The 25,420-nt window shown below is 60.4% G+C and carries 25 protein-coding genes; 18 read left to right on the top strand and 7 right to left on the bottom strand.

Features of this window, described 5'->3' with window-relative positions:
- The first annotated feature begins 196 nt into the window (after positions 1-196).
- The 5 genes from tkt (at position 197) to P2W41_RS02590 (ending at position 7,751) form a co-directional block, all read left to right on the top strand.
- Positions 197-2,191, top strand: coding sequence for a transketolase (gene tkt / locus P2W41_RS02610; RefSeq protein WP_292898068.1), 1,995 nt, complete (start codon positions 197-199; stop codon positions 2,189-2,191).
- A gap of 136 nt (positions 2,192-2,327) precedes the next feature.
- Positions 2,328-3,335: a type I glyceraldehyde-3-phosphate dehydrogenase gene (gene gap / locus P2W41_RS02605; protein WP_404934226.1), complete on the top strand. Its 1,008-nt coding sequence runs from the start codon at positions 2,328-2,330 to the stop codon at positions 3,333-3,335.
- 139 nt (positions 3,336-3,474) lie between these two features.
- Positions 3,475-5,265, top strand: a complete 1,791-nt coding sequence (locus P2W41_RS02600; RefSeq protein WP_292898070.1) for a potassium/proton antiporter — start codon at positions 3,475-3,477, stop codon at positions 5,263-5,265.
- 151 nt (positions 5,266-5,416) lie between these two features.
- Complete coding sequence (locus tag P2W41_RS02595; RefSeq protein WP_404934225.1) at positions 5,417-6,619, top strand: phosphoglycerate kinase; 1,203 nt, start codon at positions 5,417-5,419, stop codon at positions 6,617-6,619.
- A gap of 109 nt (positions 6,620-6,728) precedes the next feature.
- Positions 6,729-7,751, top strand: coding sequence for a class I fructose-bisphosphate aldolase (locus tag P2W41_RS02590; protein WP_404934224.1), 1,023 nt, complete (start codon positions 6,729-6,731; stop codon positions 7,749-7,751).
- An 81-nt stretch (positions 7,752-7,832) separates the two neighbouring features.
- On the opposite strand, the gene P2W41_RS02585 is transcribed toward P2W41_RS02590, so the two are convergent.
- Complete coding sequence (locus tag P2W41_RS02585; protein WP_292898073.1) at positions 7,833-7,994, bottom strand: hypothetical protein; 162 nt, start codon at positions 7,992-7,994, stop codon at positions 7,833-7,835.
- Between the two features lie 150 nt (positions 7,995-8,144).
- On the opposite strand from P2W41_RS02585, the gene P2W41_RS02580 reads away from it, so the two are divergent.
- The 4 genes from P2W41_RS02580 (at position 8,145) to P2W41_RS02565 (ending at position 12,338) form a co-directional block, all read left to right on the top strand.
- Positions 8,145-10,046, top strand: a complete 1,902-nt coding sequence (locus P2W41_RS02580) for a propionyl-CoA synthetase (RefSeq protein ID WP_292898074.1) — start codon at positions 8,145-8,147, stop codon at positions 10,044-10,046.
- A gap of 75 nt (positions 10,047-10,121) precedes the next feature.
- Positions 10,122-10,916 (top strand): SDR family NAD(P)-dependent oxidoreductase, encoded by a 795-nt coding sequence (locus tag P2W41_RS02575; RefSeq protein ID WP_292898075.1) that lies wholly within the window; start codon positions 10,122-10,124, stop codon positions 10,914-10,916.
- Between the two features lie 324 nt (positions 10,917-11,240).
- Entirely contained in the window at positions 11,241-11,615 is a 375-nt protein-coding gene (locus P2W41_RS02570; protein ID WP_292898076.1) for a VOC family protein, read from the top strand.
- Between the two features lie 12 nt (positions 11,616-11,627).
- Positions 11,628-12,338 carry a helix-turn-helix transcriptional regulator gene (locus P2W41_RS02565; protein ID WP_404934223.1) on the top strand — a complete coding sequence of 237 codons (711 nt, stop codon included), beginning with the start codon at positions 11,628-11,630 and terminating at the stop codon, positions 12,336-12,338.
- Positions 12,339-12,380: 42 nt separating this feature from the next.
- Here P2W41_RS02565 and P2W41_RS02560 read toward each other — a convergent pair whose 3' ends face one another.
- Positions 12,381-13,094, bottom strand: a complete 714-nt coding sequence (locus P2W41_RS02560; protein WP_292898078.1) for a DUF1013 domain-containing protein — start codon at positions 13,092-13,094, stop codon at positions 12,381-12,383.
- 228 nt (positions 13,095-13,322) lie between these two features.
- On the opposite strand from P2W41_RS02560, the gene P2W41_RS02555 reads away from it, so the two are divergent.
- On the top strand, positions 13,323-15,521 hold the full coding sequence (locus tag P2W41_RS02555) for an esterase-like activity of phytase family protein (RefSeq protein ID WP_404934222.1): 2,199 nt from the start codon (positions 13,323-13,325) through the stop codon (positions 15,519-15,521).
- A gap of 54 nt (positions 15,522-15,575) precedes the next feature.
- Here the strand turns inward: P2W41_RS02555 and P2W41_RS02550 are convergent, their stop codons facing one another.
- The gene (locus P2W41_RS02550) at positions 15,576-16,556 is read right to left on the bottom strand and encodes an NAD(P)H-quinone oxidoreductase (RefSeq protein WP_404934906.1); all 981 of its coding nucleotides are present in this window, start codon (positions 16,554-16,556) and stop codon (positions 15,576-15,578) included.
- A gap of 185 nt (positions 16,557-16,741) precedes the next feature.
- Here P2W41_RS02550 and P2W41_RS02545 point away from each other — a divergent pair, with 185 nt between their 5' ends.
- Together P2W41_RS02545 and P2W41_RS02540 are read left to right on the top strand one after the other, a co-directional pair.
- A complete protein-coding gene (locus P2W41_RS02545; protein WP_404934221.1) occupies positions 16,742-16,936 on the top strand; it encodes a DUF1192 domain-containing protein in 195 nt (64 codons plus the stop codon).
- Positions 16,937-17,139: 203 nt separating this feature from the next.
- Positions 17,140-18,402, top strand: coding sequence for an MFS transporter (locus P2W41_RS02540; RefSeq protein ID WP_404934220.1), 1,263 nt, complete (start codon positions 17,140-17,142; stop codon positions 18,400-18,402).
- 322 nt (positions 18,403-18,724) lie between these two features.
- Here the strand turns inward: P2W41_RS02540 and P2W41_RS02535 are convergent, their stop codons facing one another.
- Entirely contained in the window at positions 18,725-18,904 is a 180-nt protein-coding gene (locus P2W41_RS02535; RefSeq protein WP_404934219.1) for a YdcH family protein, read from the bottom strand.
- A 268-nt stretch (positions 18,905-19,172) separates the two neighbouring features.
- Here P2W41_RS02535 and P2W41_RS02530 point away from each other — a divergent pair, with 268 nt between their 5' ends.
- From P2W41_RS02530 to P2W41_RS02520, 3 genes are all read left to right on the top strand, one after another.
- A complete protein-coding gene (locus P2W41_RS02530; RefSeq protein WP_171900098.1) occupies positions 19,173-19,382 on the top strand; it encodes a YdcH family protein in 210 nt (69 codons plus the stop codon).
- A gap of 90 nt (positions 19,383-19,472) precedes the next feature.
- On the top strand, positions 19,473-19,964 hold the full coding sequence (gene purE, locus P2W41_RS02525; protein ID WP_404934218.1) for a 5-(carboxyamino)imidazole ribonucleotide mutase: 492 nt from the start codon (positions 19,473-19,475) through the stop codon (positions 19,962-19,964).
- 2 nt (positions 19,965-19,966) lie between these two features.
- Positions 19,967-21,043 (top strand): 5-(carboxyamino)imidazole ribonucleotide synthase, encoded by a 1,077-nt coding sequence (locus P2W41_RS02520; RefSeq protein WP_404934217.1) that lies wholly within the window; start codon positions 19,967-19,969, stop codon positions 21,041-21,043.
- Here the strand turns inward: P2W41_RS02520 and P2W41_RS02515 are convergent.
- A complete protein-coding gene (locus P2W41_RS02515; protein ID WP_404934216.1) occupies positions 21,030-21,443 on the bottom strand; it encodes a lysozyme inhibitor LprI family protein in 414 nt (137 codons plus the stop codon). The genes P2W41_RS02520 and P2W41_RS02515 overlap by 14 nt on opposite strands.
- Positions 21,444-21,638: 195 nt before the next feature.
- Here P2W41_RS02515 and ykgO point away from each other — a divergent pair, with 195 nt between their 5' ends.
- Positions 21,639-21,764, top strand: coding sequence for a type B 50S ribosomal protein L36 (gene ykgO, locus P2W41_RS02510; RefSeq protein WP_007008283.1), 126 nt, complete (start codon positions 21,639-21,641; stop codon positions 21,762-21,764).
- Between the two features lie 70 nt (positions 21,765-21,834).
- Positions 21,835-22,428, top strand: coding sequence for a hypothetical protein (locus P2W41_RS02505; RefSeq protein WP_292898086.1), 594 nt, complete (start codon positions 21,835-21,837; stop codon positions 22,426-22,428).
- An 83-nt stretch (positions 22,429-22,511) separates the two neighbouring features.
- Here the strand turns inward: P2W41_RS02505 and pyk are convergent, their stop codons facing one another.
- Both pyk and P2W41_RS02495 read right to left on the bottom strand, forming a co-directional pair.
- Positions 22,512-23,948 carry a pyruvate kinase gene (gene pyk / locus P2W41_RS02500; RefSeq protein ID WP_292898087.1) on the bottom strand — a complete coding sequence of 479 codons (1,437 nt, stop codon included), beginning with the start codon at positions 23,946-23,948 and terminating at the stop codon, positions 22,512-22,514.
- Positions 23,945-24,427, bottom strand: a complete 483-nt coding sequence (locus P2W41_RS02495) for a DUF1036 domain-containing protein (protein ID WP_292898088.1) — start codon at positions 24,425-24,427, stop codon at positions 23,945-23,947. The genes pyk and P2W41_RS02495 overlap by 4 nt, the downstream gene beginning before the upstream one ends.
- 193 nt (positions 24,428-24,620) lie before the next feature.
- Here P2W41_RS02495 and P2W41_RS02490 point away from each other — a divergent pair, with 193 nt between their 5' ends.
- Entirely contained in the window at positions 24,621-25,418 is a 798-nt protein-coding gene (locus P2W41_RS02490; protein ID WP_404934215.1) for an N-formylglutamate amidohydrolase, read from the top strand.
- Positions 25,419-25,420 lie beyond the last annotated feature (2 nt).

Raw genomic sequence — 25,420 nt, 5'->3', positions numbered from 1 at the left:
CGACGGCTAATCCCCCAAAATGCTGTAACAAGGTTGATACAAAATCCTCCTTCCCCTGGGGCAGGCAGCGGCCTGCAAACCGCACCTTTGTTGACTTCAAGGCCGCAACTGCTATGTGTCGCCTGCTTTTTCCAAAGGGCCCGGGCTGCCCGTGCAGCCTGCCCGACAACTGCCTAAAGCGGACCAGCGAGCAATCATGATCTCACGCGACAAACACGACCGGATGGCCAACGCGATCCGCTTCCTATCGATGGATGCGGTGGAGAAGGCCAATTCGGGTCACCCCGGCCTGCCCATGGGCGCAGCCGACATCGCCACCGTTCTTTTCACCCGCTTCATGAAGCACGACCCCAAGAACCCCGATTGGGCCGACCGCGACCGGTTCATCCTGTCCGCCGGTCATGGGTCGATGCTGCTCTATTCGCTGCTTTACCTGCTGGGTTATGAAGACATCACGATCGACGAGATCAAGAACTTCCGCCAGCTCGGCTCGCGCACGGCCGGCCACCCGGAATTCGGCCATGCGGCCGGTATCGAGACAACGACCGGACCGCTGGGCCAGGGCCTCGCAAACTCCGTCGGCATGGCAATCGCCGAACGCATCCTGAATGCGCGCTTCGGCGATGATCTCGTTGACCATTACACCTATGTTCTGGCCGGCGACGGCTGCCTGATGGAGGGCATCAGCCAGGAAGCGCTGACGCTTGCCGGGCACCTCAAGCTGAACAAGCTGATCGTTCTTTTCGACGACAACCAGATCTCCATCGACGGCTCCACCTCGCTGACAGACTCCACCGACCAGTGCGAGCGCTTCGAGGCTTCGGGCTGGAACACGATGCGCATCGACGGTCATGATCCGGATGCCATTGCCGGCGCCATTGAATCCGCGAGGAAGGCGGACAAGCCGACCCTGATCGCCTGCCGCACGACCATCGGCTTTGGCGCACCGTCCAAATCCGGCACGGCAAAGGTGCACGGCTCCCCGCTTGGTGCGGAGGAAATTGCTGGCGCACGCAAGGCGCTTGGCTGGGATGCCGATCCCTTTGTCGTTCCTTCCGACATTCTTGACGACTGGCGTCTGGCCGGCCTGCACTCCGCCAAGGAGCGCAAGGCCTGGGAAGACCGTCTTGCGGCTGCCGACGCGGAGACACGCGGGGAATTCGAGCGCCGCATGCGCGGAGATCTGCCGGAAACCTTCTCTGCCGCCATGCTCGAATACAAGGAAAAGCTCGCAGCCGAGCCTCCAAAGGTGGCGAGCCGCAAGGCTTCGGAAATGGCGCTCGAAGCCATCAACGCAGTGCTGCCTGAAACCATCGGCGGCTCTGCGGACCTGACCGGTTCCAACAATACCAAGACGAGCCAGACCGGCCCCATCAGCGCCGAGGACTTCTCCGGTCGCTATATCCACTACGGCATCCGCGAGCACGGCATGGCCGCCGCCATGAACGGCATGACGCTGCATGGCGGCATCATACCCTATGGCGGCACCTTCCTGACTTTCTCGGACTATGCCCGCCCGGCGATGCGTCTCGCCTCGCTGATGCAGATTCGCTCCATCTTCGTGATGACGCATGATTCCATCGGCCTTGGCGAGGACGGCCCGACCCACCAGCCGGTGGAGCACCTGGCCGCGCTGCGCGCAATCCCCAACCATCTCGTGTTCCGCCCGGCAGATGCGATCGAAACAGCTGAATGCTGGCAGGTGGCGATCGAAAGCCGCAAGGCGCCATCCACGCTTGCCCTTTCGCGCCAGAACCTTGCACCGGTACGCACCAGCCATGAAGCTGACAATCTCTGCGCCCGTGGCGCGTATGAACTCGCCGGTTCCGAAGACGACGCCAGGGTGACGCTCTTCGCCACCGGCTCGGAAGTGGAAGTGGCAATGAAGGCGAAGTCCCTTCTCGATGCCGCCGGTCACCCGGCCCGCGTTGTCTCCGTGCCGTGTTTCGAATTGTTCGAACAGCAAAGCGATGACTACCGCAAGGCAGTGATCGGCAACGCCCCCGTAAAGGTGGCAATCGAAGCTGGCATTCGGCAGGGCTGGGATGCGATCATCGGGTCCGACGGTATCTTCATTGGCATGACCGGGTTCGGCGCCAGTGCGCCCGCTCCGGAGCTCTACAGGCATTTCGGCATCACTGCCGAGGCTGCTGCAAACGCCGCCCAGAAGCGGCTGGCAGAGATCGGTTGAGGCCAATATCGGGCTTGTTATGGTTTGGGACGGACGAATGCCTGCCCCACCATCTGGATTCTCGACGCAGACGCCGCTATGAAGCGGCGTCTCCTTCCGTGCCTGCGCACGACCACCCACTCTCCGGAGGAAGTTCATGACCGTCAAAGTTGCCATCAACGGATTTGGCCGCATCGGCCGCAATGTCGTACGCGCGATCTACGAGTCGGGCCGCAAGGATATCGACATCGTCGCGATCAACGATCTCGGCCCAGTCGAGACCAACGCCCACCTTCTGCGCTATGACAGCGTGCATGGCCGCTTCCCCTCCGAGGTGAAGGTCGACGGCGACGCGATCAACATCGGATCCGATTCCTTCAAGGTTTTCGCAGAGCGTGACCCGTCCAAGCTCCCCTGGGGTGAGCTGGGTGTCGACATTGTGATGGAATGTACCGGCATCTTCACTGCCAAGGAAAAGGCATCGCTCCATCTCGATGCCGGCGCAAAGCGCGTGCTGGTTTCGGCTCCGGCCTCCGGTGCCGACCTGACGGTGGTCTATGGTGTCAACCATGACAAGCTTTCCAGCGAACACCGCGTCGTCTCCAACGCTTCCTGCACCACAAACTGCCTGGCGCCGGTCGCAAAGGTTCTCAACGATGCCTTCGGCATCGAGAAGGGCTTCATGACCACGGTTCACGCCTATACGGGTGACCAGCCGACGCTCGATACGATGCACAAGGATCTTTACCGCGCCCGCGCTGCCGCCATGTCGATGATCCCGACATCGACGGGTGCGGCCAAGGCTGTCGGCCTCGTGCTGCCGGAGCTCAACGGAAAGCTGGACGGCGTATCCATCCGCGTTCCGACCCCGAATGTTTCGGTCATCGACTTCAAGTTCGTGCCGAAGAAGAAGGTCACTGTCGAAGAGGTCAACCAGGCGCTGGTCGCTGCCGCCGATGGAAGTCTCAGGGGCATACTCGCCTATACCAACGAGCCACTCGTTTCCATCGATATGAACCACAACCCGGCCTCCTCCACCTTCGCGCTTGACCAGACCAAGGTGATCGAAGGCGACCTGGTGCGTGTCATGTCCTGGTACGACAATGAATGGGGCTTCTCGAACCGCATGGCCGACACGGCCGTCGCCTTCGGCAAGACCATCTGATACGGTTTACAGGCCATTCTGAACGCCCGGCCGTCGCGCCGGGCGTTTTTCTTTTGGCCCGGCTCTTGCATCTCACTTCCGCCGCACCTTTTATGAAAAAAGAACAGCAACTTGCGGCAGGCGGGATCAAGAGACGCGGATGGATCAGGGAATTTATGTTATTACGCTGGTGGGCACGACCCTCGTGCTGTTTGCCGCATTTTCCAGCGTGATTGCTTTCCGCTTCGGCGCACCGCTGCTTCTCATCTTCCTCGGTATCGGCCTCGCAGCAGGAACAGATGGGCTCGGGCTTGATTTCGACAATGCTGCCATTGCCTATTTCATTGGCTCGCTCGCGCTCGCGGTCATCCTCTTCGATTCGGGCTTCGGCACATCCATAGCTGCGTTTCGGCAAGCCGCAGCGCCAGCGATCATTCTGGCAACAATCGGTGTTTTGCTGACGGCGGGCCTCGTGGGTGTCGCAGCCTATTATGTCACCGGCTTCAGCTGGCTTGAATCCTTTCTGCTGGGAGCCACCGTAGCATCTACAGACGCCGCGGCTGTGTTCTTTCTGCTCCGGGTGGGGAACATCTCGGTGCGTGAGCGCGTACGCTCGACGCTGGAAGTCGAATCCGGATCGAACGATCCGATCGCGATCTTCCTCACCCTCTCGCTGGTTGGCCTGATCGCCGGTGGCGAGGCCATCAAGGCAGGAGAGCTTGCGGCTGACGTGGCTCTCGGCTTTCTGCAGCAGATGGGCATCGGTCTCGCCGCGGGTCTCCTCGGCGGCTGGAGTATTGTCCGGCTGGTCATTCGTCTCCGGCTCGAGCAGGGGCTCCTGCCAATCTTCGTTATTGCATTGTCGCTACTCGTGTTCGCGCTGGCTGGGGCAGTGGGCGGTTCGGGCTTTCTTGCCGTTTATGTGGCTGGCCTGATCGCCGGCAACGCCAAGCTCCGCTCGACCGCCATGCTCAAACGCTTTCAGGACGGCGTGACCTGGCTGGCCCAGATCATCATGTTCCTCGTGCTCGGTCTCTTTGCCACGCCTTCACAATTTGCCGAGATCGTATTTCAGGCGCTCTTCATCGGCCTGTTCCTGATTTTCATCGCCCGGCCGATTGCGGTGACCCTTTGCCTGATGCCGTTTCGGTTTTCACCGGCGGAAAGCGCGTTCATCTCATGGGTGGGCCTGCGCGGCGCCGTGTCCATCCTGCTTGCGATCACGCCATTGATCGACGAACTGCCCAATGGCCGGCCCCTGTTCAACATCGTCTTCATCATCGTGCTTGTTTCGCTGATCGTGCAGGGCTGGACGGTGGGCCCGCTGGCCCGCCGGCTGGGGCTGACACTGCCGCCACGCATGGGTCCGCTGAACAAGGTGGAACTGGAGTTGCCCGGCTCGGCCCGCCACGAGCTTCTCGCCTATCGGGTGGTGGCGGGTAGCCCTGTGGAACGCGGCCAGCGGATCCCACGCTGGGCGAAGCCTTCCCTCGTGGTACGCGACGGACGCTCGATGACCTACCAGTATGCCGGACGGCTTGCAGCGGGCGATCACGTTTATATTTTCGTGCCTGATCGCTATCCCCGTCTCCTCGACCGCCTGTTTGCCAGCCCCGTGGAGATGGACCCGGAAGACGCAGAGTTTTTCGGAGCCTTTGCAGTCGACCCCGAGCGGCCCGCATCCGACATCGAGGCGGCCTATGCGACCGGTCTCAACGAAGAAGACCAGAAGAAGACTATTGCCGATCTCCTGCGGGAGCGGCTGGGCGGACGCGCAGAGTATGGCGACCGCACGACGCTTGGCGAGATCGAGCTGATCGTACGGGATGTCGACGAGAACGGACGCATAAGCGCCGTGGGACTTTCCGTCGAACCGCAGGCACCGGAAACCCGTTTGCCGCTGCTCCTCAGTCCTCGCGATCTCGTGCGGCGTATTTTTCAAAAACCATAGGCATTGCCAGCTTATAATCAGCACCCTCCATCTTGCACCAGCCGCAAGGCATTGTATGGTCCCGACAAATTCACATCCTTCTTCAACCCGCGGTTCCGGGCGTCCGATTTCTCCACCCCGAGGAACCCCTTAAAGGAGACTTCAACGCGCCATGCCGGATTTTAAGACCCTCGACGATCTCAACGATATCGCAGGCAAGCGTGTACTCGTACGGGTCGACCTGAACGTGCCCGTAAAAGATGGCAAGGTGAGCGACACGACCCGCATTGAACGCGTCGCGCCAACCATCCAGGAGCTTTCCGGCAAGGGCGCGAAGGTGATCCTGATGGCACATTTTGGTCGGCCTAAGGGCAAGCCAGATCCGGCAGCTTCGCTGGAACCCATCGCCTATGCGGCGGAGAGTGTGCTCGACCATCGCGTGCATTTCGCCAGGGATTGCATCGGAACCCCGGCGGCAGACGCCATTGCTGAAATGGCCAATGGCGACATCCTGCTCCTTGAGAACACGCGCTTCCACGAGGGCGAGGAGAAGAACGATCCGGAGTTCGCAAAGGCGCTGGCCGGGAATGGCGATATCTACGTGAACGACGCATTCTCCGCCGCCCACCGCGCCCACGCCTCCACGGAGGGGCTCGCGCATCTGCTGCCAGCCTATGCCGGGCGCACCATGCAGGCGGAGTTGGAGGCGCTGGAGAAGGGGCTCGGCAAGCCGGCCAAGCCGGTGCTTGCGATTGTCGGCGGAGCAAAGGTTTCCACCAAGATCGATCTTCTCATGAACCTTGTGAAGAAGGTCGACGCACTGGTTATAGGCGGCGGCATGGCCAACACCTTCCTCGCCGCGCGCGGAACGGAAGTGGGTAAATCGCTGTGCGAACACGACCTGGCATCTACGGCCAAGCAGATCATGATCGAGGCAGCAGAATCCGGCTGTGCGCTTGTCCTGCCCGTGGATGGCGTGGTCGCGCGCGAGTTCAAGGCGGGTGCTGAGAACGAAACGGTCGCGATCGAAAGCGTTCCGTCAGACGCCATGATCCTCGATGTAGGACCGAAGAGCGTCGAGAAGGTGAACGAATGGCTCGACCGCGCCGACACGGTGGTGTGGAACGGCCCGTTGGGAGCCTTCGAGATCGAGCCATTCGATGCGGCAACCGTTGCTGCGGCAAAACACGCGGCACACCGCACCTCAGAAGGATTGCTCGTTTCAGTCGCCGGCGGCGGCGACACGGTGGCAGCGCTCAACCACGCCGGCGTGGCCGAAGAATTCTCCTACGTGTCGACCGCAGGCGGGGCATTTCTTGAATGGATGGAAGGCAAGAAACTGCCCGGCGTGGAGGCCCTTTCGAAGTCGCGTTAAGCAAAATGTGAATAGTCTGTCATTTCAATCGATTAGGGGTCTTAAGGGCGCATTCCGTTTGTCATCGGCATCTGCTATCGCCCGGTCATGAACAGACAGGAGACCTGAAATGAGCGAACGGCTTGAGGATATTGCATCCGCCATGGTGACCCCCGGACAGGGGATTCTGGCGGCGGATGAAAGCTCCGGCACCATCAAGAAGCGTTTCGACACGATCGGCCTGGAATCGACAGAGGAGAACCGTCGTGACTATCGCGAGATGATGTTCCGCGCCGAGGCGGCGATGAAGGACTGCATCTCCGGCGTTATCCTCTACGACGAAACGATCCGCCAGAAGGCCGCCGACGGCACGCCGCTGGTGGATGTCATCAAGGCCTCCGGCGCTGTTCCGGGAATCAAGGTCGATGGCGGCGCGAAGCCGCTGGCCGGTTTTGACGGCGAGACCATCACTGAAGGTCTCGATGGCCTGCGCGAACGTCTTGCGGAATATTACGGTCTTGGCGCGCGCTTTGCCAAATGGCGCGGTGTGATCTCGATTTCGAACGATCTGCCAAGCTGGGGGGCCGTGAAGCAGAACGCACAGGCCCTCGCCCGCTACGCGGCACTTTGCCAGGAAGCCGGCATTGTGCCGATCGTAGAGCCCGAAGTTCTGATGGATGGCAAGCCGGGCGATCATTCCATCGACCGCTGCTACGAGGTGACCGAGTGGGTTCTGAAGACCGTCTTTGCCGAGCTCTACGATGCGCGTGTTTCGCTTGAGGGCATGGTCTTGAAACCGAACATGGTGATCGACGGCAAGAACGCCCGCAAGGCGAGCCGCGAGGAAGTGGCTGAAAAGACCGTGCGCTGCCTGAAATCGACCGTGCCGGCCGCGGTGCCCGGCATCGCCTTCCTTTCGGGCGGCCAGTCGGATGAAGAGGCCACGGCGCATCTCTCGCTCATGAATGCTGGCTTCGACATGCCCTGGGCTCTGACATTTTCCTATGGTCGCGCGCTGCAGGCTGCGGCGCTCAAGACCTGGGCCGGCAAGAAGGAAAACGTGGCAGCAGCGCAGAAGGCTTTCGCGCACCGCGCGAAGATGAACAGCCTTGCCGCCACCGGCCAGTGGAAGCAGGACCTCGAGGCTGCCTGATCAGGCGGATTTGAAGACACGGAATCGGCCCGTCGGCGCTTGTCGGCGGGTCTTTTCTTTTGGTCTCCTACGGGAAAAGGCCTACTCTCCCCCACGCAGAAGGATCGTGAGCGAGACCATGGCTAGCGCGATCAGGGCCAGCTTCCAGAAATCTGCCCGCCGCCTGAGGCCCGGAAGGCCGAGCGGCTTTATAATGTGCACGATCATCATCGCCAGGATGAGAAGAAGCAGGATCTTGGTCATGAAGGCCCGATTCGCGAAGTCATGCCCTGTTGTGCCTCCCTGCCGGCCTGCTGTCAAAAGCGCACCCTTCACCGCAAGTCTGATTTACGCACGACCCTGCGATCCGCTAACCTCTCAATAAAGAGGCTCAAACCGCAGGGAGGAGGCGGGATGACGTCGCGCTATCACGAGGTTTATTCGGGCTGGCAGCAGGATCCCGAGGGGTTCTGGGTGAAGGCCGCGGCCGAGATCGACTGGTTCAGTCCCTGGGAAAGGGTTTTCGACGTAGAGACCGGCGTCTATGGACGCTGGTTTCCCGGCGCGACCTGCAACACGTGTTTCAATGCGGTGGATCGGCATGTCGAGGGTGGGCGAAAGGATCAGCCCGCCCTTGTCTATGACAGCCCCATCAGCGGCCGGAAGAAAAGCTTCACCTATGGGGAAGTGAAAGACGAGGTTTCGGCGCTGGCCGCCGTACTGAAGGATTTCGGCGTCGGCAAGGGCGACCGCGTGGTCATCTACATGCCGATGGTGCCGGAGGCTGTGTTTGCCATGCTCGCCTGCGCGCGCATTGGTGCCGTGCATTCGGTGGTGTTTGGTGGGTTCGCCGCAAGAGAGCTTGCAGCGCGCATAGACGATGCAACGCCAAAGGCGATCATCTCGGCCTCCTGCGGACTGGAGCCCGGCCGTGTGGTTGCCTACAAGCCTCTGCTCGATGAGGCGATCCGTCTCTCCGCCGCCAAGCCGAAGGCCTGCCTGATCCTGCAGCGGGAGGATCGGCGCTGCGACCTGACGGAAGGCCGCGACCATGACTATGCGGAACTGGTGGGCGCTCACCGGGCAGCAGGAAGCGTGGTGGATTGCGAGCCCGTGCTTGCGACCGACCCGCTCTATATCCTCTACACGTCGGGCACGACGGGGCGGCCCAAGGGCGTGGTGCGCGACAATGGCGGCCACATGGTGCGGCTCAAATGGTCGATGTTCAACGAGTTCGGCATTGAGCCCGGCGAGACGTTCTGGGCAGCCTCGGACGTGGGCTGGGTGGTGGGCCATTCCTACATCGTCTATGCGCCGCTGCTCCACGGCTGTACCACAGTGCTTTTCGAGGGCAAGCCGGTCGGTACCCCTGATGCCGGCGTATTCTGGCGAGTGATCGCGGAGCACAAGGTGGCCGCACTCTTCACCGCGCCGACCGCGTTTCGCGCGATCCGCACGGCAGACCCGGACGCAGAGATGCTGGCCCCGCACGACCTCTCCGGCTTCCGCACGCTGTTCCTTGCCGGCGAAAGGGCAGATCCCGACACGGTGAAATGGGCGGAGAAGACCCTGGGCGTCCCGGTGATCGATCACTGGTGGCAGACGGAAACCGGCGCACCGATCAGCCAGGATCCGGTCGGGTTAGGAATGCTGCCTGTGAAATACGGCTCGCCCGGCGTGCCGATGCCGGGCTACGACGTTCAGGTTCTGGACGATGCGGGCCACCGGGTGCCGGCGGGCACGCTCGGCAATGTGGTGATCAAACTGCCGCTGCCTCCAGGCGCGCTTCCGACGCTTTGGAACGACGACAGGCGCTTTCGCGATGCCTATCTCACCGAATTTCCCGGCTATTACAAAACGGCGGATGCCGGCATGCTGGACGAAGATGGCTATCTCTTCATCATGGCGCGCACGGACGACATCATCAACGTGGCGGGCCACCGGCTTTCCACCGGCGGCATGGAGGAGGTGGTGGCCGAGCATCCGGCCGTCGCCGAATGCGCGGTGATCGGCATCGCCGATCCGCTCAAGGGACAGGTGCCCTGCGGCTTCGTGGTGCTGCACGGAAAGAATGCGGCTGATATCCGCACCGTTGAGCGCGAATTGATCGCCATGGTACGCGAGCGCATCGGTCCTGTAGCAGCGTTCAAGAAGGTGGTTTCGGTGAAGCGACTGCCCAAGACGCGTTCCGGCAAGATCCTGCGCGCCACCATGCAGAAGATCGCCGACCGTCAGGAGTGGTCGATGCCTGCCACCATCGACGACCCTGCCATTCTTGATGAAATCGGCGAAGCGCTGGGCAAGACGGATTCCTGATCGCGCGTTGGCGGGCACTTGACCTTCGGGGCCCCTCGTCGCAGGGTCCAGCCGTTTTCGGCACGGGGATTCACCATGGCACTGGACGGCAAGACGGCAATCGTAACAGGCGGGGCGGGTGGCATAGGCTATGCAATCGCAGAGCGGTTTCTGCGCCACGGCGTCAAGGTCGTGATCGCCGACCTGGACAGTGAAAAGGGCAAGCAGGCCCTTTCCGATCTTGAAAAGCTGGGCAATGCGCGCTTCGTGAAAGCCGATGTGAGCAAGAGGCTCGATGTGCACAACCTGCTGGCTGAAACGATTGACGCCTTCGGCGACGTGGACATTCTCGTCAACAATGCCGGCGTCGTGCACGCGGCGGGTTTCCTCGATTTGAAGGAAGAGGATTTCAACCGGGTTCTCGACACAAATCTCAAAGGCACTTTCCTCACTGGGCAAGCTGTCGCGCGCTATATGGTCGAAAAGGTCGAAGGCGGCGGCGCTGCAGGAACGATCATCAACATGTCGTCGATCAATGCCATTCTCGCCATACCGGAGCAGATTGCCTACACGGTGTCGAAGGGAGGTGTCAGCCAGCTTACCCGCGTCATGGCGCTGGCGCTGGCGCCCTATGGCATACGTGTAAACGCCATTGGACCGGGCTCGATCGCGACCGACATGTTGTCCAGTGTCAACAGCGATCAGACCGCACGCAACCGTATGCTGTCGCGCACCCCGCTCGGGCGTGTTGGAGAACCGGGCGAGATCGCATCGATAGCGACCTTTCTGGCCGACGACGATTCGAGCTATGTGACCGGGCAAACCATCTATGCCGACGGAGGCCGGCTGCCGCTGAATTACACGGTCGAGGTCAAGCCGGAAACCTCCTGACAAAACGCTGTCACCACCGGCAGGCGATAATGCTCCCGCCAGAATCAGGAGATTGTTGCCATGTCAGACTTCCCCGGAAGCCTCCTCAGCGCTGTCCGCCGCTGGGCCGACCAAACCCGTGATCGCCGGCGGCGTCGGTTGACCAGACGGATGCTGAACGACCTGCCGATAACAGTGCAACGCGATATCGACTGGGATCCAACCGGTCGATACCGGCGATAGGCCCTCCAGAGATCTCAGGCAACACTTTTGCAGCCCTCCTGACGGAATGTTGTCAGGAGGGCTGTGTCATTGTCACCCATCGACAATGGAGGGTTGCGAAACATGTCCGATACGTTGCCGCTAAACGCAGTGGTCTGGGCGGAAATTCCTGTGACAGATCTCGACCGTGCGCGGGCCTTTTATGCCGCCGTGGTCCAGAACGAGCTGGTGCTGCGCGAGGATGGGCCAAATCCTTTTGCCATTTTTGACACCCGAGACCCGCAGGATTCTGTCGCCGGACATATCTACCCCGGCAAGCCGGCCCCGGAGGGGACCGGTCCGACAGTTCATCTGGCCGTGCCACCCCCGCTTGAAGACGCCATGGAGCGTGTCACAACGAATGGTGGTAAACTGGTATCACCCATAATCACTATTCCTGCCGGTCGTTTCGTGTATTGTCTCGACCCCGACGGAAACAGCTTCGGAATTTTTGCGTGAGGAGAAATACGCATGCGCCGTGCTGACCGACTTTTCCAGATTGTCCAGCATTTGCGGGGCGGGCGCCTGGTTACGGCGCGTCTTTTAAGCGAACGCCTCGAGGTTTCGGAGCGCACGATCTATCGCGATATTGCGGATCTTCAGTCCACCGGTGTGCCAATAGACGGTGAGGCTGGGGTCGGATATCTGATGCGGGAGGGGTTCGAACTTCCACCGCTCATGTTCACGCGTGACGAGATCGTGGCCCTCGTCGCTGGCGCGCGTATGGTCCGCGCCTTTGGCGGCGCCGCCATGGCCCGTGCGGCGGAAGAGGCGCTGGTGAAGATAGGAACCGTCCTGCCGGAGCCGGAGCGCGACCGCATTGCACGCACCGAAATCCACACACCGCGCTGGGTCGTCAGCGATATCGAGCGCGAGGCCATCGACACGCTTGAACGCTCTGTGGAAACGCGGGACGTGCTTTCTATCGATTATCGCGACGAAGCCGGACGCACCTCAAAGCGAGACGTTCGCCCGCTTGGTCTGTGGTTCTGGGGAAAGGTGTGGACGCTGGTAGCGTGGTGTGAGTTACGCGGAGATTTTCGCACGTTCCGCATCGACCGCATCGCCACCATGACCCTCGCCGGGCGAACGTTCCGTCCCGAGCGCGGCAAGCAGCTTGCCGACTTCTATAGGCGGATGGAAATGCACGAGGCCATGATGGGCAGGGCTTGCGCGAGCTGAGGCGATGCTCCCCGATGGCCGGGGAGCGCCTCTATTTTCAGATCAGGACCGCTCGTCCTCGTCTTCTTCGTCCGCATCACTGGATTTCAGCGACGACAACTTGGCGAAAACTGCATCCGCGTCCAGTTCCTGTTCATCGGACGAGGTGTCGGCGGCTGCCTGGTCACCAAGCGGCAGGTCTTCCGTTTCCGAAGCGGGGAGCAGGGTTTCACCGGTGTTCTCTTGGGGCGGGAGGTATTTTGCCGCGCGCTGCACTTCCAGATCGAGATCAATCTGCGAGCAAAGCCCCAGCGTCACCGGGTCCATGGGAACGAGGTTCGCCGAGTTCCAGTGCGTACGCTCACGGATGGCCTCAATGGTCGATTTCGTGGTGCCCACGAGACGCGAGATCTGGGCGTCCTTGAGTTCAGGATGATTGCGCACCAGCCAGAGAATTGCGTTGGGGCGGTCCTGGCGTTTGGAAAGCGGCGTGTAGCGCGGTCCCTTCCTTTTGGCCTCGGGAACACGGACCTTCGGCTCAGACAACCGCAATTTGTGGTTCGGATTTTCCTCCCCGAGGGCGATCTCCTCGCGGGTAAGCTGTCCGGTCATCACCGGATCCATACCCTTGATGCCCTGGGCAGCGTCACCATCTGCAATGGCGCCCACCTCAAGCGGATGCAGTTTGCAGAATTCGGCAATCTGATCGAAGGTCAGTGCCGTGTTATCGACCAGCCAGACGGCGGTGGCCTTGGGCATGAGAAGCGTGTTGGCCATGTTTCAAGAATCCTCTTCCTTCGCCCGCGTCCCTAGCGCGGGCGGTGGTCACAACCACCGATGTTGGGAAATATCGTCCGCGTTATAAACTGAAATACCCGGCAGACGCAACAAATTGCGCGCTCCCTCAATTGGGGAGCGTCACCGAACCGTCATCGATGTGTCATCGGGATGAAATCAACCCTCTCGATTGTGCCGCTCCTATGGGTCTTGAGGGAGTTTTCAGACATGGGACGCCAAGCAATAATTCTGAGCCTGCTGGCAAGCACGGCGACCGTTTTTCCTGCCTATGCGGATATGGCATTCAACCGTATCGCTACATTTCCGGTAGCAGAGAACCTGCCCGCAGAAACCGAAGCCGCGACCGAAACCTCATCCGAGATCATCGCACGCAGCGCGGACGGCAAGACATTGATCTACTCCGACAGTCCGCTGGGTGGCGTGGGTTTCGTGGATATCAGCGACGCCAAGGCCCCGAAGGCCGGCGGGATGCTCAAGCTGGAGGGTGAGCCGACCTCAGTGGGTGTGGCGGGCCAGAAAGCCATAGCGGCCGTGAACACCTCCGACAGTTTCACCAGCCCTTCGGGCAATCTCGTCGTGATCGACATGGCGTCGAAAACCGCCCGGAAGTCCTGCGACCTGGGCGGCCAGCCGGATTCCGTAGCCATTAGCAATGACGGCCGTTTCCTTGCCGTCGCCATCGAAAACGAGCGCGATGAAGACCTGAACGACGGTGCGATCCCGCAAATGCCCGCCGGTGACCTGAAGGTCTTCAATCTCACCGACGGCGTACCGGATTGCAGCAGCATGAAATCAGTGGCGCTGACCGGCCTCGCCGAGATCGCACCGGAGGATCCCGAGCCCGAGTTCGTCGATTTCAACGACGCCGGCGATATCGTCGTTACCCTCCAGGAGAATAACCATATCGCTGTGGTTTCGGCGGAAAGCGGCGAAGTAACGGGCCATTTCTCCGCGGGCCAAATCAGCCTTGAGAACATCGATACGCTGGACAATGGCTCCATCGATTTCAACCAGACAGCCAACGAGTTGAAACGCGAACCGGACGCTGTGAAATGGCTGGACGATGATCGCATCGTCACTGCCAACGAAGGCGACTATCAAGGCGGATCGCGCAGCTTCACCATATTCAGCAGGTCGGGCGAGGTTCTGTTTGACAGCGGTAACGATCTCGAGTTTCGCGCCGCGGCTGCCGGCCATTACCCAGACAAACGCTCCGACGCCAAGGGAACGGAGCCGGAAGGTCTGGAAGTCGCGACCTTCGGCGATCAGCGGTATATTTTCGTGGCGCTGGAGCGCGCTTCTCTCGTGGCGGTTTACCGCGACACTGGCGCTGAACCGGAATTCGTCCAGGTCCTCCCGTCCGGTATCGGCCCCGAAGGCCTCGTGGCCATACCCGAACGTAACCTGCTTGTTACCGCAAATGAGGCCGATCTTGCTGAGGACGGCGCCGCCCGCTCTCACGTGATGGTCTACGAACTGACCGAGGGAAAGCCTGCCTATCCGACCATTGAATCGGCTCTGGACGACAGCGGGGCACCTTTCAGCTGGGGCGCCCTCTCTGGCCTCGTGGCAGACGCTGAAAAGCCGGGCACGCTCTACGCCGTGTCCGATTCCTTCTACAGCAACCAGCCGGCCATCTTCACCATTGATGCGACTGAGAGACCGGCGCGGATCATCGCCAAGACCGTTGTCACGCGTGACGGGATGACCGCCCAGAAGCTCGACCTCGAGGGCATCGCCAATGACGGCGAAGGCGGTTTCTGGCTCGCTTCGGAAGGCCGCACCGACCGTCTGACGCCGCATGCGCTCTTCCGCGTCGATGCAGCCGGCGAGATCAGGGAGGAGATCGCACTTCCCACCGAGCTCCTCGCAGGCGAAAAGCGCTTCGGAATGGAAGGCGTGACGGTCGTCGGTGAAGGCAATGACCGGATGCTGGTCATGGCCATTCAGCGCGAATGGAGCGATGATCCGAAGGGGCAGGTAAAGCTGGTAAGCTACAGGCCTGGTTCCGGCGAGTGGGCCGCCGTGCGTTACCCGCTTGATACAGCCGAGAAGGGCTGGGTCGGCCTCTCCGAGATCACCGCTCACGATGGAAAACTCTATATCATCGAGCGTGACAACCAGATCGGCACGTCTGCGAAGATCAAGAAACTCTACAGCGTTTCCCTTGATGATTTTCAGCCTGTGGCACTCGATAAAGAGCTGCCTCTGGTCGAAAAAACGCTGGTGCGCGACCTACTGCCTGACATGAAATCCGCCACCAACGGCTATGTCGTTGACAAGATTGAAGGCTTCGCCATCGACATGGAAGGCACGGCTTACTTCGTCACTGACAATGATGGCGTGGATGATTCCTCCGGCGAGACGATTTTTGTCAATCTTGGCAAACTCGACGCCACCAACTGACGCAGCCTCCCAGGGCAGCGAAGCTCCGGCGCCAACGCCGGAGCTTCGTTTTTGTCAGGCGACCTGAAGCACGATCTTGCCTATGTGAGCTCCATCCTCCATGCGCTCATGCGCACGCCACGCCTCCTCCAGCGGAAAGGTCATGTCCATGACTGGAGAGATGCGGCCGGCGGCCAGAAGCGGCCAGACATGCGCTTCCAGTTCCGTGGCAATACGAGCCTTGAAGGCAACCGATCGGGGCCTGAGGGTGGACCCCGTATGGACAAGCCGCTTGCGCATGATCAGCGAGAAATCGACCGTGGCGCGGGATCCCTTCAAAAAGGCGATCTGCACGATGCGTCCGTCGATGGCGGCCGCATCGTAATTGCGTTCGATATAGTCGCCGCCAATCATGTCGAGAATGACATCAGCGCCATGGCCGTCCGTCTCTTCCTTCACGGCCTCGACGAAATCCTCATTGCGATAATTGATCGAGCGCACCGCACCCAGCGAAGCGCAGGCGGCGCATTTCTCGGCAGAGCCCGCTGTAGCGATTACCCTGGATCCCAAAGCCGTCGCCATCTGGATCGCCGTCGTTCCGATTCCCGAGGAACCACCATGAACCAGCAGTGTCTCGCCCTCCTTCAGGCTCCCACGCTGAAACACATTGTGCCACACAGTGAAGAAAGTTTCGGGGATCGCCGCCGCTTCCGCAAAGGTGAGATCGTGTGGGATCGGCAGGGCATTTGTCTCGTGGGTCAGGCAATACTCGGCATAGCCACCGCCAGGTGTGAGCGCGGCAACGCGGTCGCCAACCTGCCAGCGCTTCACGCCTTCGCCAACTGCAGCCACCTCGCCGGCAACCTCCAGTCCGGGCAGGTCCGAAGCACCGGGGGGTGCCGGATACAACCCCTTCCTCTGAAAAACATCCGGCCGGTTTATGCCGGCCGCGCGCACCCGGATAAGGATTTCCCCTTCGCCCGGCTTCGGCACATCCCGCCGCTCCGGTTTCAAAACACCCGGTTCGCCCGGTTCGCTGATTGCCACCGCCGTCATCTTCTCTGGAAGTGCTGTGTTGTTCATCATGCCCCTGTTGATTTGAAAAACATCTGACAACACAATCGGCGAGCGATGCAATTGGATCAAGGCCAATCCTGAAGGCTGCGAGCCTGTCACGGTCGGCAGGCTGAAAGCTTCGCCGGCATCCGAGGACAGCAATCCAGATGACGGGAGAACAAACAATGGGCATTTTCGACGAGGAAGAGAGAAAGCCGGCTACTCCCCACCAGCTTGGGCAGGATCTCTCCCTGCTATCGGTGGATGAGCTCAAGCACCGGATCACGCTGCTTCAGGACGAGGTATCGCGGCTTGAACGAGAGGTCGAAAGCAAAGGCGCAACCAAAAATGCGGCCGAGGCGTTGTTTCATCGAGGCTGACACGGTTCAAATTGCGCTATCGCGGCCTTGAACGACGGTTTTGCGATGCAAACCACGGACTTATTCGCACATACTGTCAATCGCGTGTCTCGAAGACGCCACCAATCATTCTGTGGCCTTGCTCACGCCATCTTTGGATGGCGGGGGCATCTGGCAACAGACGCCCGGCCTGTTCGAACCCATACCCTCCTCGGAAGCATCTCATGCTGTCACCTCTCGGCTCAATAATCGCTCTTCTACTCGGCACTGCCTTCCTGTTGACGGGGTCGGGTCTTCACGGGCTTCTACTGCCCCTGCGCGGCCAGATGGAAGGGTTTCCCACAGCTTCTCTGGGCGCTCTGGGCGCTGCCTGGGCGGTGGGTTTCGTGGCCGGCTGTTTCATTGCGCCCCGTATCGTCCGCCGAGCCGGCCATGTACGCGCTTTTGGCGCTTTTGCTGCTTCGGGCGCGATCATTGCATTGCTCACCGGCATGTGGGTGGACCCGGCCGGCTGGGTGGTCCTGCGTATATTCACCGGCTTCACCATGGCGGGCGCTTTCATGGTGATCGAGAGCTGGTTGAACGAAAAGTCGACGAATGAGAATCGCGGCACCGTTTTCGGCATATACATGATGCTGACCTACGCATCGCTGACCGCGGGACAGATGACAGTAGCCTTCGGCAACGTTTCCAACACGATCCTTTTTATGACAACGGGCATACTGTTCTGCATGGCGCTCATCCCGACAGCGGTCTCCAAGGCTGTGAGCCCCGAGCCTCTGGCGCAGGTATCGCTGGACCTAAAGGGACTGTATCAGAACTCGCCGGTCTCATTTCTCGGCTGTGTGCTCGTCGGCATCGCGAACGGCGCCTGGGGCACGCTTGGAGCTGTCTACGGCGGGCTGATAGGCATTTCGACACTGCAGATCGCCACGATGATGAGCATCGCCGTTCTTGCAGGGGCGGCACTGCAGCTTCCCGCAGGGCGCCTCTCCGACCGGATCGATCGCCGCCTCGTCATTGCGGGCGCCTCCTTCGGCTCGGGTCTGCTGGGACTGCTCATTCTTTTGAGCGCACCGCGCGACGGAACCTCTGTGATCGTGATGACCGCGATCTACGGCGCTTTCGCCTACACGCTCTATTCGATCATCGTGGCGCATGCCAACGATCACGCCACCCCGGAAGATTTTGTCAAAGTCGCAAGCGGACTGCTCTTCCTTTACGGCTTCGGCACCATGCTTGGGCCATTGATCGGAGGCGTGCTCATGGAAATCATGCGGCCGGAGAGCCTGTTCCTCATTACCGCGCTCGCGCATTTCGGCCTGGGCGCCTACGCCCTGCTTCGCATCTCGCAGCGCGCTCCGGTTCCGGTGGACGAGCGCGAGGCCTTCAAGACGCTGCCGTCCGAACGCGCCGTCACACCGCAGGCAGCCGTTTTGGATCCGCGCAGCGACACCGAGGAGAATTTGGTTGAGACTGTCGAATAAGATTCACGAAACCAGTCTATGAGTCTCGTGGCAGCGCTGAATCCAGATTGCGCCAACGACAAGGCCCCCGCACCCGGAAACATTCGAGGCGGAGGCCGAAGGCCCTGTGCGGACCGCATGTCAAAAAGCAATCCGCCAGCCACGGGAACATCTGTGATGTCCGGCTGACAGTCCTGCCACAAGACGAAATCTCTTCAATCGATTTCGCTTCGCAAAGTGCCCCTGAAACATCGGCCGGAATGGGGCTCCGGCTTTCAGTTGATCAGACGTTCCGTCTATGCGTCAGGTTGTTTCACGCGCATCCGAATGGATGTGCAATGACCTAGTGACGGGTAACCGCCGACTTGAGCTTTTCCATCTCGTCCTTGATGGCCAGCTTGCGTCGCTTGAGTTGAGCCACATCGAGTTCGTCTACAGATGGATGGAGCTTCGCATTGTCGATTTCACGCTCCAGTTCGCCGTGTTTACGCTTCAACTCTGCAAGATGGGATTCAAGAGACATGATTGGGATCTCCTTTGCTTCCTCGAGAACTCACCGGCCCCGATGCCCGCCCGCAGGAACCGGCGATCAGAATAGTGTGCCATCACAAATGTGGCTTGTCGAACACCGTCTGGTAGCATTTCCTGAAACACTGAAATGTGGTATAAGCGCCGCCGCTGCCGGGATGATCTCGACGGCGTCGCTGGGTTGCGGACTGAGATGCGGACTCAACAACGGACCCCGCATTTGTGTTTGCAGCCAAAGTTTCGCGCATGTAGGTCAACTGACTGTGGTGACATCTGAACAGGAACAGGCGGAGATACGTCTGGAATTCGCCCGCCTCAAACAGGATCACGCGGATTTCGATGCCGCAATCAACGCGATGATCGCCACCGGTTGCGATCCACTTCGCATCCAGCGCATGAAGAAAAAGAAACTGGCTTTGAAAGACAGGCTCCAGGAACTGGAAGACAATATTATCCCGGACATCATCGCCTGAGTTCTCTTGAATGGGGGACTTGCCGCCAGGCAAGCTTGCGATGGCGTCCGGTTTTGACTACAGCCTCATTTTTGAATGCGAGGGGATTTGATGGCTGAGCGGTCCGCCCGAGTGGCGATTATCATGGGGAGCCAATCCGACTGGGCAACAATGCGGCATGCCGCAGACACGCTCGACCAGCTCGGTGTAGAATATGAGGCGAGAATTGTCTCTGCGCACCGTACGCCGGAGCGTCTCTACGACTTCGCCAGGAACGCCCGCGACGAGGGTTTTCAGACGATTATCGCAGGCGCTGGTGGCGCTGCTCACCTTCCAGGCATGACCGCCGCATTGACCCCGCTTCCCGTCTTTGGCGTACCGGTAGAATCGAAAGCGCTTGCCGGGCAGGATTCACTTCTTTCCATCGTGCAGATGCCGGCTGGTGTCCCGGTGGGAACACTTGCCATCGGCCGCGCCGGCGCGATCAACGCAGCGCTGCTGTCCGCGGCCGTGTTGGCGCTCCACGACGAGAACCTGGCAGACCGGCTTGATGCCTGGCGCACAGAACAGACGGCGAGCGTCGCCGACTATCCGGTCGATTGAGCATGAATGCTCCGCTCCCTCAAGGCGCCACGATTGGAATCCTCGGCGGAGGCCAGCTTGGACGCATGCTGGCGATGGCCGCAGCGAAACTGGGCTACCGCACCGTGGTGCTGGACCCCGCCGGTGACAGTCCCGCAGCTCAGGTTGCCAACACTTTCATTCACGCCGCCTATGATGACACGCCCGCTCTCAAGGCACTCCTCCGGCAGAGCGATGTCATAACCTACGAGTTTGAGAATGTGCCTGTAGCAACGGCCTTGTCTCTATCCGAGGAAGTTTCCGTCTTCCCCCCTCCGGAAGCTCTTGAGGCAGCACAGGACAGGCTGGCGGAAAAAATTTTCCTGAACGCCGCAGGGATATCCACAGCCCCCTTCATGTCTGTGGACAATGATGACGACCTTGCGCGCGGGCTCGAGCGTTTTTCAGGTGGTGTGCTCAAGACGCGCCGAATGGGCTATGACGGCAAGGGCCAGCGTGTCTTTCGCAACGTCGATCCCGGCACACACCAAGGTGTTTTCTCCGAAATGGGAGGCGTTCCCCTCATTCTGGAAGCCCTGGTTCCGTTCCGACGGGAAATTTCCGTAATCGCTGCGCGATCAATAGACGGAAGCATCGCCATCTACGACCCTGCTGAGAACGAGCACAGGGACGGCATCCTGCATCGCTCAACCGTGCCCGCCCGTGTCGACCCCGGAACTCTCGGCGCGGCAAAACAGGCGGCGACTGAAATTCTGGGTTCGCTGCACTATGTGGGCGTGCTTGGCGTGGAGTTTTTTGTGCTCGATAGTGGCAAGGTCCTCGTCAACGAGATTGCACCACGAGTCCACAATTCCGGACACTGGACCGAAGCGGCCTGCACCGTCTCCCAGTTCGAACAGCACATTCGCGCCGTGGCCGGCCTGCCGCTCGGCGACACACGCCGCCATTCAAACTGCGTGATGGAAAACCTGATCGGCGATGAAGTGCTAAGCGCACCGGAACTGCTCAGAGAACCTGATCTGATGCTCCATCTCTACGGCAAGACCGAAAGCAGGCCTGGCCGCAAGATGGGCCACTTCACGCGCCTCACACGCAGCTGAGATCGCCTTCCTCGCATTCGGCAAGGGCCGCCAGCTGCTCTGTACGCTCCTCGGTGAGCTTCTGAAGGCATTGAGCGCGGATCATTGGTTCTATGGAACCGCCGCGCACGGCCAGTGTCTCAAGATCGCAGTGAGCGTCACGAAAGCCGATCCACGCCCGCTGCGCGTCGCGCAACAGGGTGCGTGCATCCTCATTCCCTGAATACCGCTGTCTCACAGAGGCATACTGAGCGTTCAGCGCCTTGTCGGCAGCTTCATACTCCCTGGCTGCACACTGCGTCATGTCGAGTTGCGTCTGCGCATTGTCGCAGTCCAGATCCTCAGCGTGGGCTACGAAACCGAAGGGGGCAAGTACCAGTGCCAGGATGGCGACCGAACAAAGATAATGGCGAAAAGACATATCAAACTCCTCTGAGCTGCATCATCGATGCAGGACCGACATTTTCAGCCGCCTGAATCACGCGATTCATCCACCGCGACCCGCCGAAAGGTTGACACGGACAAGCATCCTCGTCTATGAGCCCATCGACTTGTGGCGCGCCATGGATGCGCGCCTTCTCATTTCGGGCCGCAAGGCCAACCACGGACAAGAACGATGAAGATCAAAAACTCGCTCAAGGCGCTGAAGACCCGTCACCGGGAAAACCGCATGGTCCGTCGCAAGGGCCGCATCTACATCATCAACAAGTCCAACCCGCGCTTCAAGGCACGGCAGGGCTGATCCGCCGATTCTGGCGGTCCTCACGCGAAATTCAGTTTCTCTTTAACCATGCCGCGCCTATGATTGCGGCATGGTACGATTCATGATCGCTATTTTTGTTGCTGCTCTCATGGGCCTGCCAATGGCGCAGGCGGCGGAAGGCAGTAGGCCGGCGCCAGGCTTCGAAACCCAGGCGCCCGACAGGCAGGCGCGCCTCAATGCGCTATTCCTTGATCTCAAGAAAGAAACCAACGAACGCGCCGCGCGTCGCATTGCACTGCGAATTGGCGAAACGTGGGCCAATTCAGGCAGTGATACCGCGAATCTGCTCATTGGCTGGGCGAACGATGCCATCAAGGCGGAGAAGTTTTCCGTAGCGCTCGATTTTCTCGATCAGGTGGTCATGCTGTACCCCGACTATGCCGAGGGATGGAATCGTCGGGCCACGGTTCATTTCATGATGAACGACTATGCCCGCTCGATGGCGGACATATCGCGCACGCTGGAGCTTGAGCCGCGCCATTTCGGCGCCCTGGCAGGAATGGCGCGCATCCTGCAGGCCACAGGCCGGCAGGAACAGGCGCTCACCGCCTATGAGCAGGTTCTGAACATCTACCCGATGCTTCGCAGTGCGCAGAACGCCGTCGCCGAAATATCTGACAAACTGGCCGGTCAGGGCATCTGAGAAAACTTCAGGCGTAAAAATATCCCGTGACCTTAAACGACCGGCGGACGCGCCGGCCGGTCGTCAACACATTCAACACCGGGTCAGATACCGCCCAGACCGTCCGAACCGATATAGGCGATGCGCAGCATATTGGTCGCACCGGGCGTACCGAGCGGCACACCGGCCGTGACGATCACGCGATTGCCGGGCTTCGCAAACCCTTCTTGATAGGCAATGCGGCAGGCACGGTTGACCATGTCGTCCAGATCTGCCGCATCCTCTGTAACAACGCAATGCGTGCCCCAGACGAGCGACAGGCGTCGTGCGGTCTCCACCACCGGCGACAGAGCAATGATCGGCACCTGCGGCCTCTCACGAGCCGCGCGCAGGCCCGTAGTGCCCGAGGAAGTGTAGGAAATGATCGCCGAAAGGTTGAGCGTTTCCGCGATCTGACGCGCGGCCATGGAGATCGCATCGGCGCCGGTTGGCTCTGGCTCGGTCCGCTGGCCATAAATGATGGTCGGATAGGTGGGATCCTGTTCCACCTTGGTAGCGATCGAGTTCATTGTCGCAACCGCCTCGACCGGATAGTCCCCCGCCGCAGACTCCGCCGACAGCATCACCGCATCAGCTCCCTCGAAGACGGCGGTCGCAACATCGGAAACCTCCGCGCGGGTCGGCACAGGGGCGGAAATCATCGATTCCAGCATTTGCGTGGCCACGACAACCGGCTTGCCTGCGCGCCGGCAGGCACGGGTGATCTGCTTCTGGATGCCCGGAACGGCCTCGAGCGGCATTTCCACGCCAAGATCGCCGCGCGCCACCATCAGCGCATCGGAAAGCTCGATGATCTCGGCCAGGCGCTTCACCGCCTGCGGCTTCTCGATCTTGGCAAGAAGCGCAGCCCGACCGCGCGCCACCTTGCGCACCTCGGCCAGATCTTCGGGTCGCTGAATGAAGGAGAGCGCGATCCAGTCAACGTCGGAAGAAAGCACCGCATCGAGATCCTTGCGATCCTTATCCGTGAGCGCCCCCATGGGGAGGTCCGTGTCCGGCAGGCTGACGCCCTTGCGGTCGGAGATTTTGTTGCCGGCCACCACCTCACAGGTGATCGCCTTGCCGTCATTTTTGACCGCCTTGAGTTGCAACCGCCCGTCATCGATAAGCAGGCGGTGTCCCGGCTCCACCGATTTCAGGATTTCGGGGTGCGGCAAATGAACCCGCTTGTCATTGCCGGGCTCGGAATTGTCATCGAGAGTGAAGGTCTGACCGATGGAAAGCTCGACACTCTTCTCGGCAAAGGTGCCCACACGGAGCTTGGGCCCCTGCAGATCGGCCAGAATGCCGATGGGATGGCCCACCTTCTTCTCTACTGCACGGATGCGCCCCACCAGCGTGCGCATCAGATCGTGGCTGGCGTGGCTCATATTGATGCGGAACACATCGGCCCCGGCCTCGAAGAGGCGCTGGATGCTCTCTTCTTCTGAAGAAGCGGGCCCGAGTGTGGCGAGAATCTTGACCTTGCGATTGCGCCTCATTGGGAGGCATCCGAATTCGTCAGCGTACTGTTGTCGGCCGGTCCGTCGGTCAAATCCACCATCCAGTTTTCCTGCTCACGCGTGTCATATTCCTGGAAGCCGGCACGCTGGAAGCCCCGCGCAAAACAATCATTGGTACCGGCAATCTTGAACTCGGTCAGTGCAACACACATCTGTACATTACCCTCCCATCGGCCGCCGCTGGCAGCGTCCTCGGCGTAGAGGTAATAATAGCGTGATTCAAGCGGCCCCTCGATCAGGGTCTTGCAACTTGATTTCTCGATCCGCCACCATCCCTCGCTCACCCAGCCCGAAGCTGTGCGATAGCCTATGGCGACACCAACAAGATTCTGTGTGGAGTTACAGACGCGAAAATCTGCAAACGCCGGCGTGGGCGCGAAAACAACGCCCCCCAATCCGGCCGCTGCAGCAAGCAGAAGAGCCCACCGGCGTTTCGCGTGCGACGCCCGTCGAAGCATTTTTGAGAACCTTGAATTCGACCTGAGCATATTTTCCTTTTCGGCAATGTCCGGCCCCCTGTCAACGCGCCATTGCCTGCGAGCGCGTGTTTTCCATCACTGCCTTGCAGAACAGCGCGCATCATGAAAGGACGAGATTACGCCGTGATAGGCGCACATTTATGACCGCACCAGTTTTCCCGGGACCTGCCTGATGAACGCCCTCACCTTCACATCACCGTTTGAATTGATTCCCGGTGATCCCGCCAGGGGGCTGGTCCTGGTTGCCGACCACGCAAAGCGGGCGCTGCCTGAAACATACGGCGCGCTAGGTCTGCCGGCATCAGAGCTTGAACGTCATATTGCCTACGACATCGGCGTGGAGGCGGTGACCCGCGCCCTCTCCGCAAGGCTTGGCGTACCTGCGGTTCTGGGCGGCTTCTCAAGACTGCTCATCGATCCCAACCGCGGCATCGACGACCCGACCCTGATCAGACAGCTCTACGACGGAACGATCATTCCCGGAAACTACCCTCTGCCCCCGGAGGAGCGGCAAAACCGGATTGAACGCTTTTATCAACCCTTCCACCACGCCGTGGCCGAGGCGGTGGATGGAGTGCGGCAAACAACCGGTGGCGCACCATTGATCATCGCCATCCACTCCTTCACGCCGTCGCTGCTCGGCCGCAAACGGCCCTGGGAGGTGGGTGTGCTTTGGGACATCGACAACCGGGCGGCAGGCCCGCTGATTGCAGCGCTGAGAGCCGATGGCGATCTCACGGTAGGCGACAACGAACCCTATGACGGCGCCTATCCTGGCGATACCATGCATCAGCACGCCACGACGCGAGGCTTTCCCTATGCGCTCATCGAAATTCGCCAGGATTTGATTGCCGGCCAAGACGGTGCAATCGCCTGGGCAGAAAGGCTGGCCCCGATGCTTGAAGCCATCAATACGCGGCCCGATATCCATCAGGTGAAGCACTTTGGGTCTCGAACGGATCATATGTGAGG

The sequence above is a fragment of the Nitratireductor sp. L15S-10 genome (genome assembly GCF_045011005.1).
In the GTDB taxonomy this organism is placed as follows: domain Bacteria; phylum Pseudomonadota; class Alphaproteobacteria; order Rhizobiales; family Rhizobiaceae; genus Nitratireductor.
Note: the sequence above shows the minus strand (reverse complement) of the source record. Positions and strands in the feature narration are given on the sequence as shown.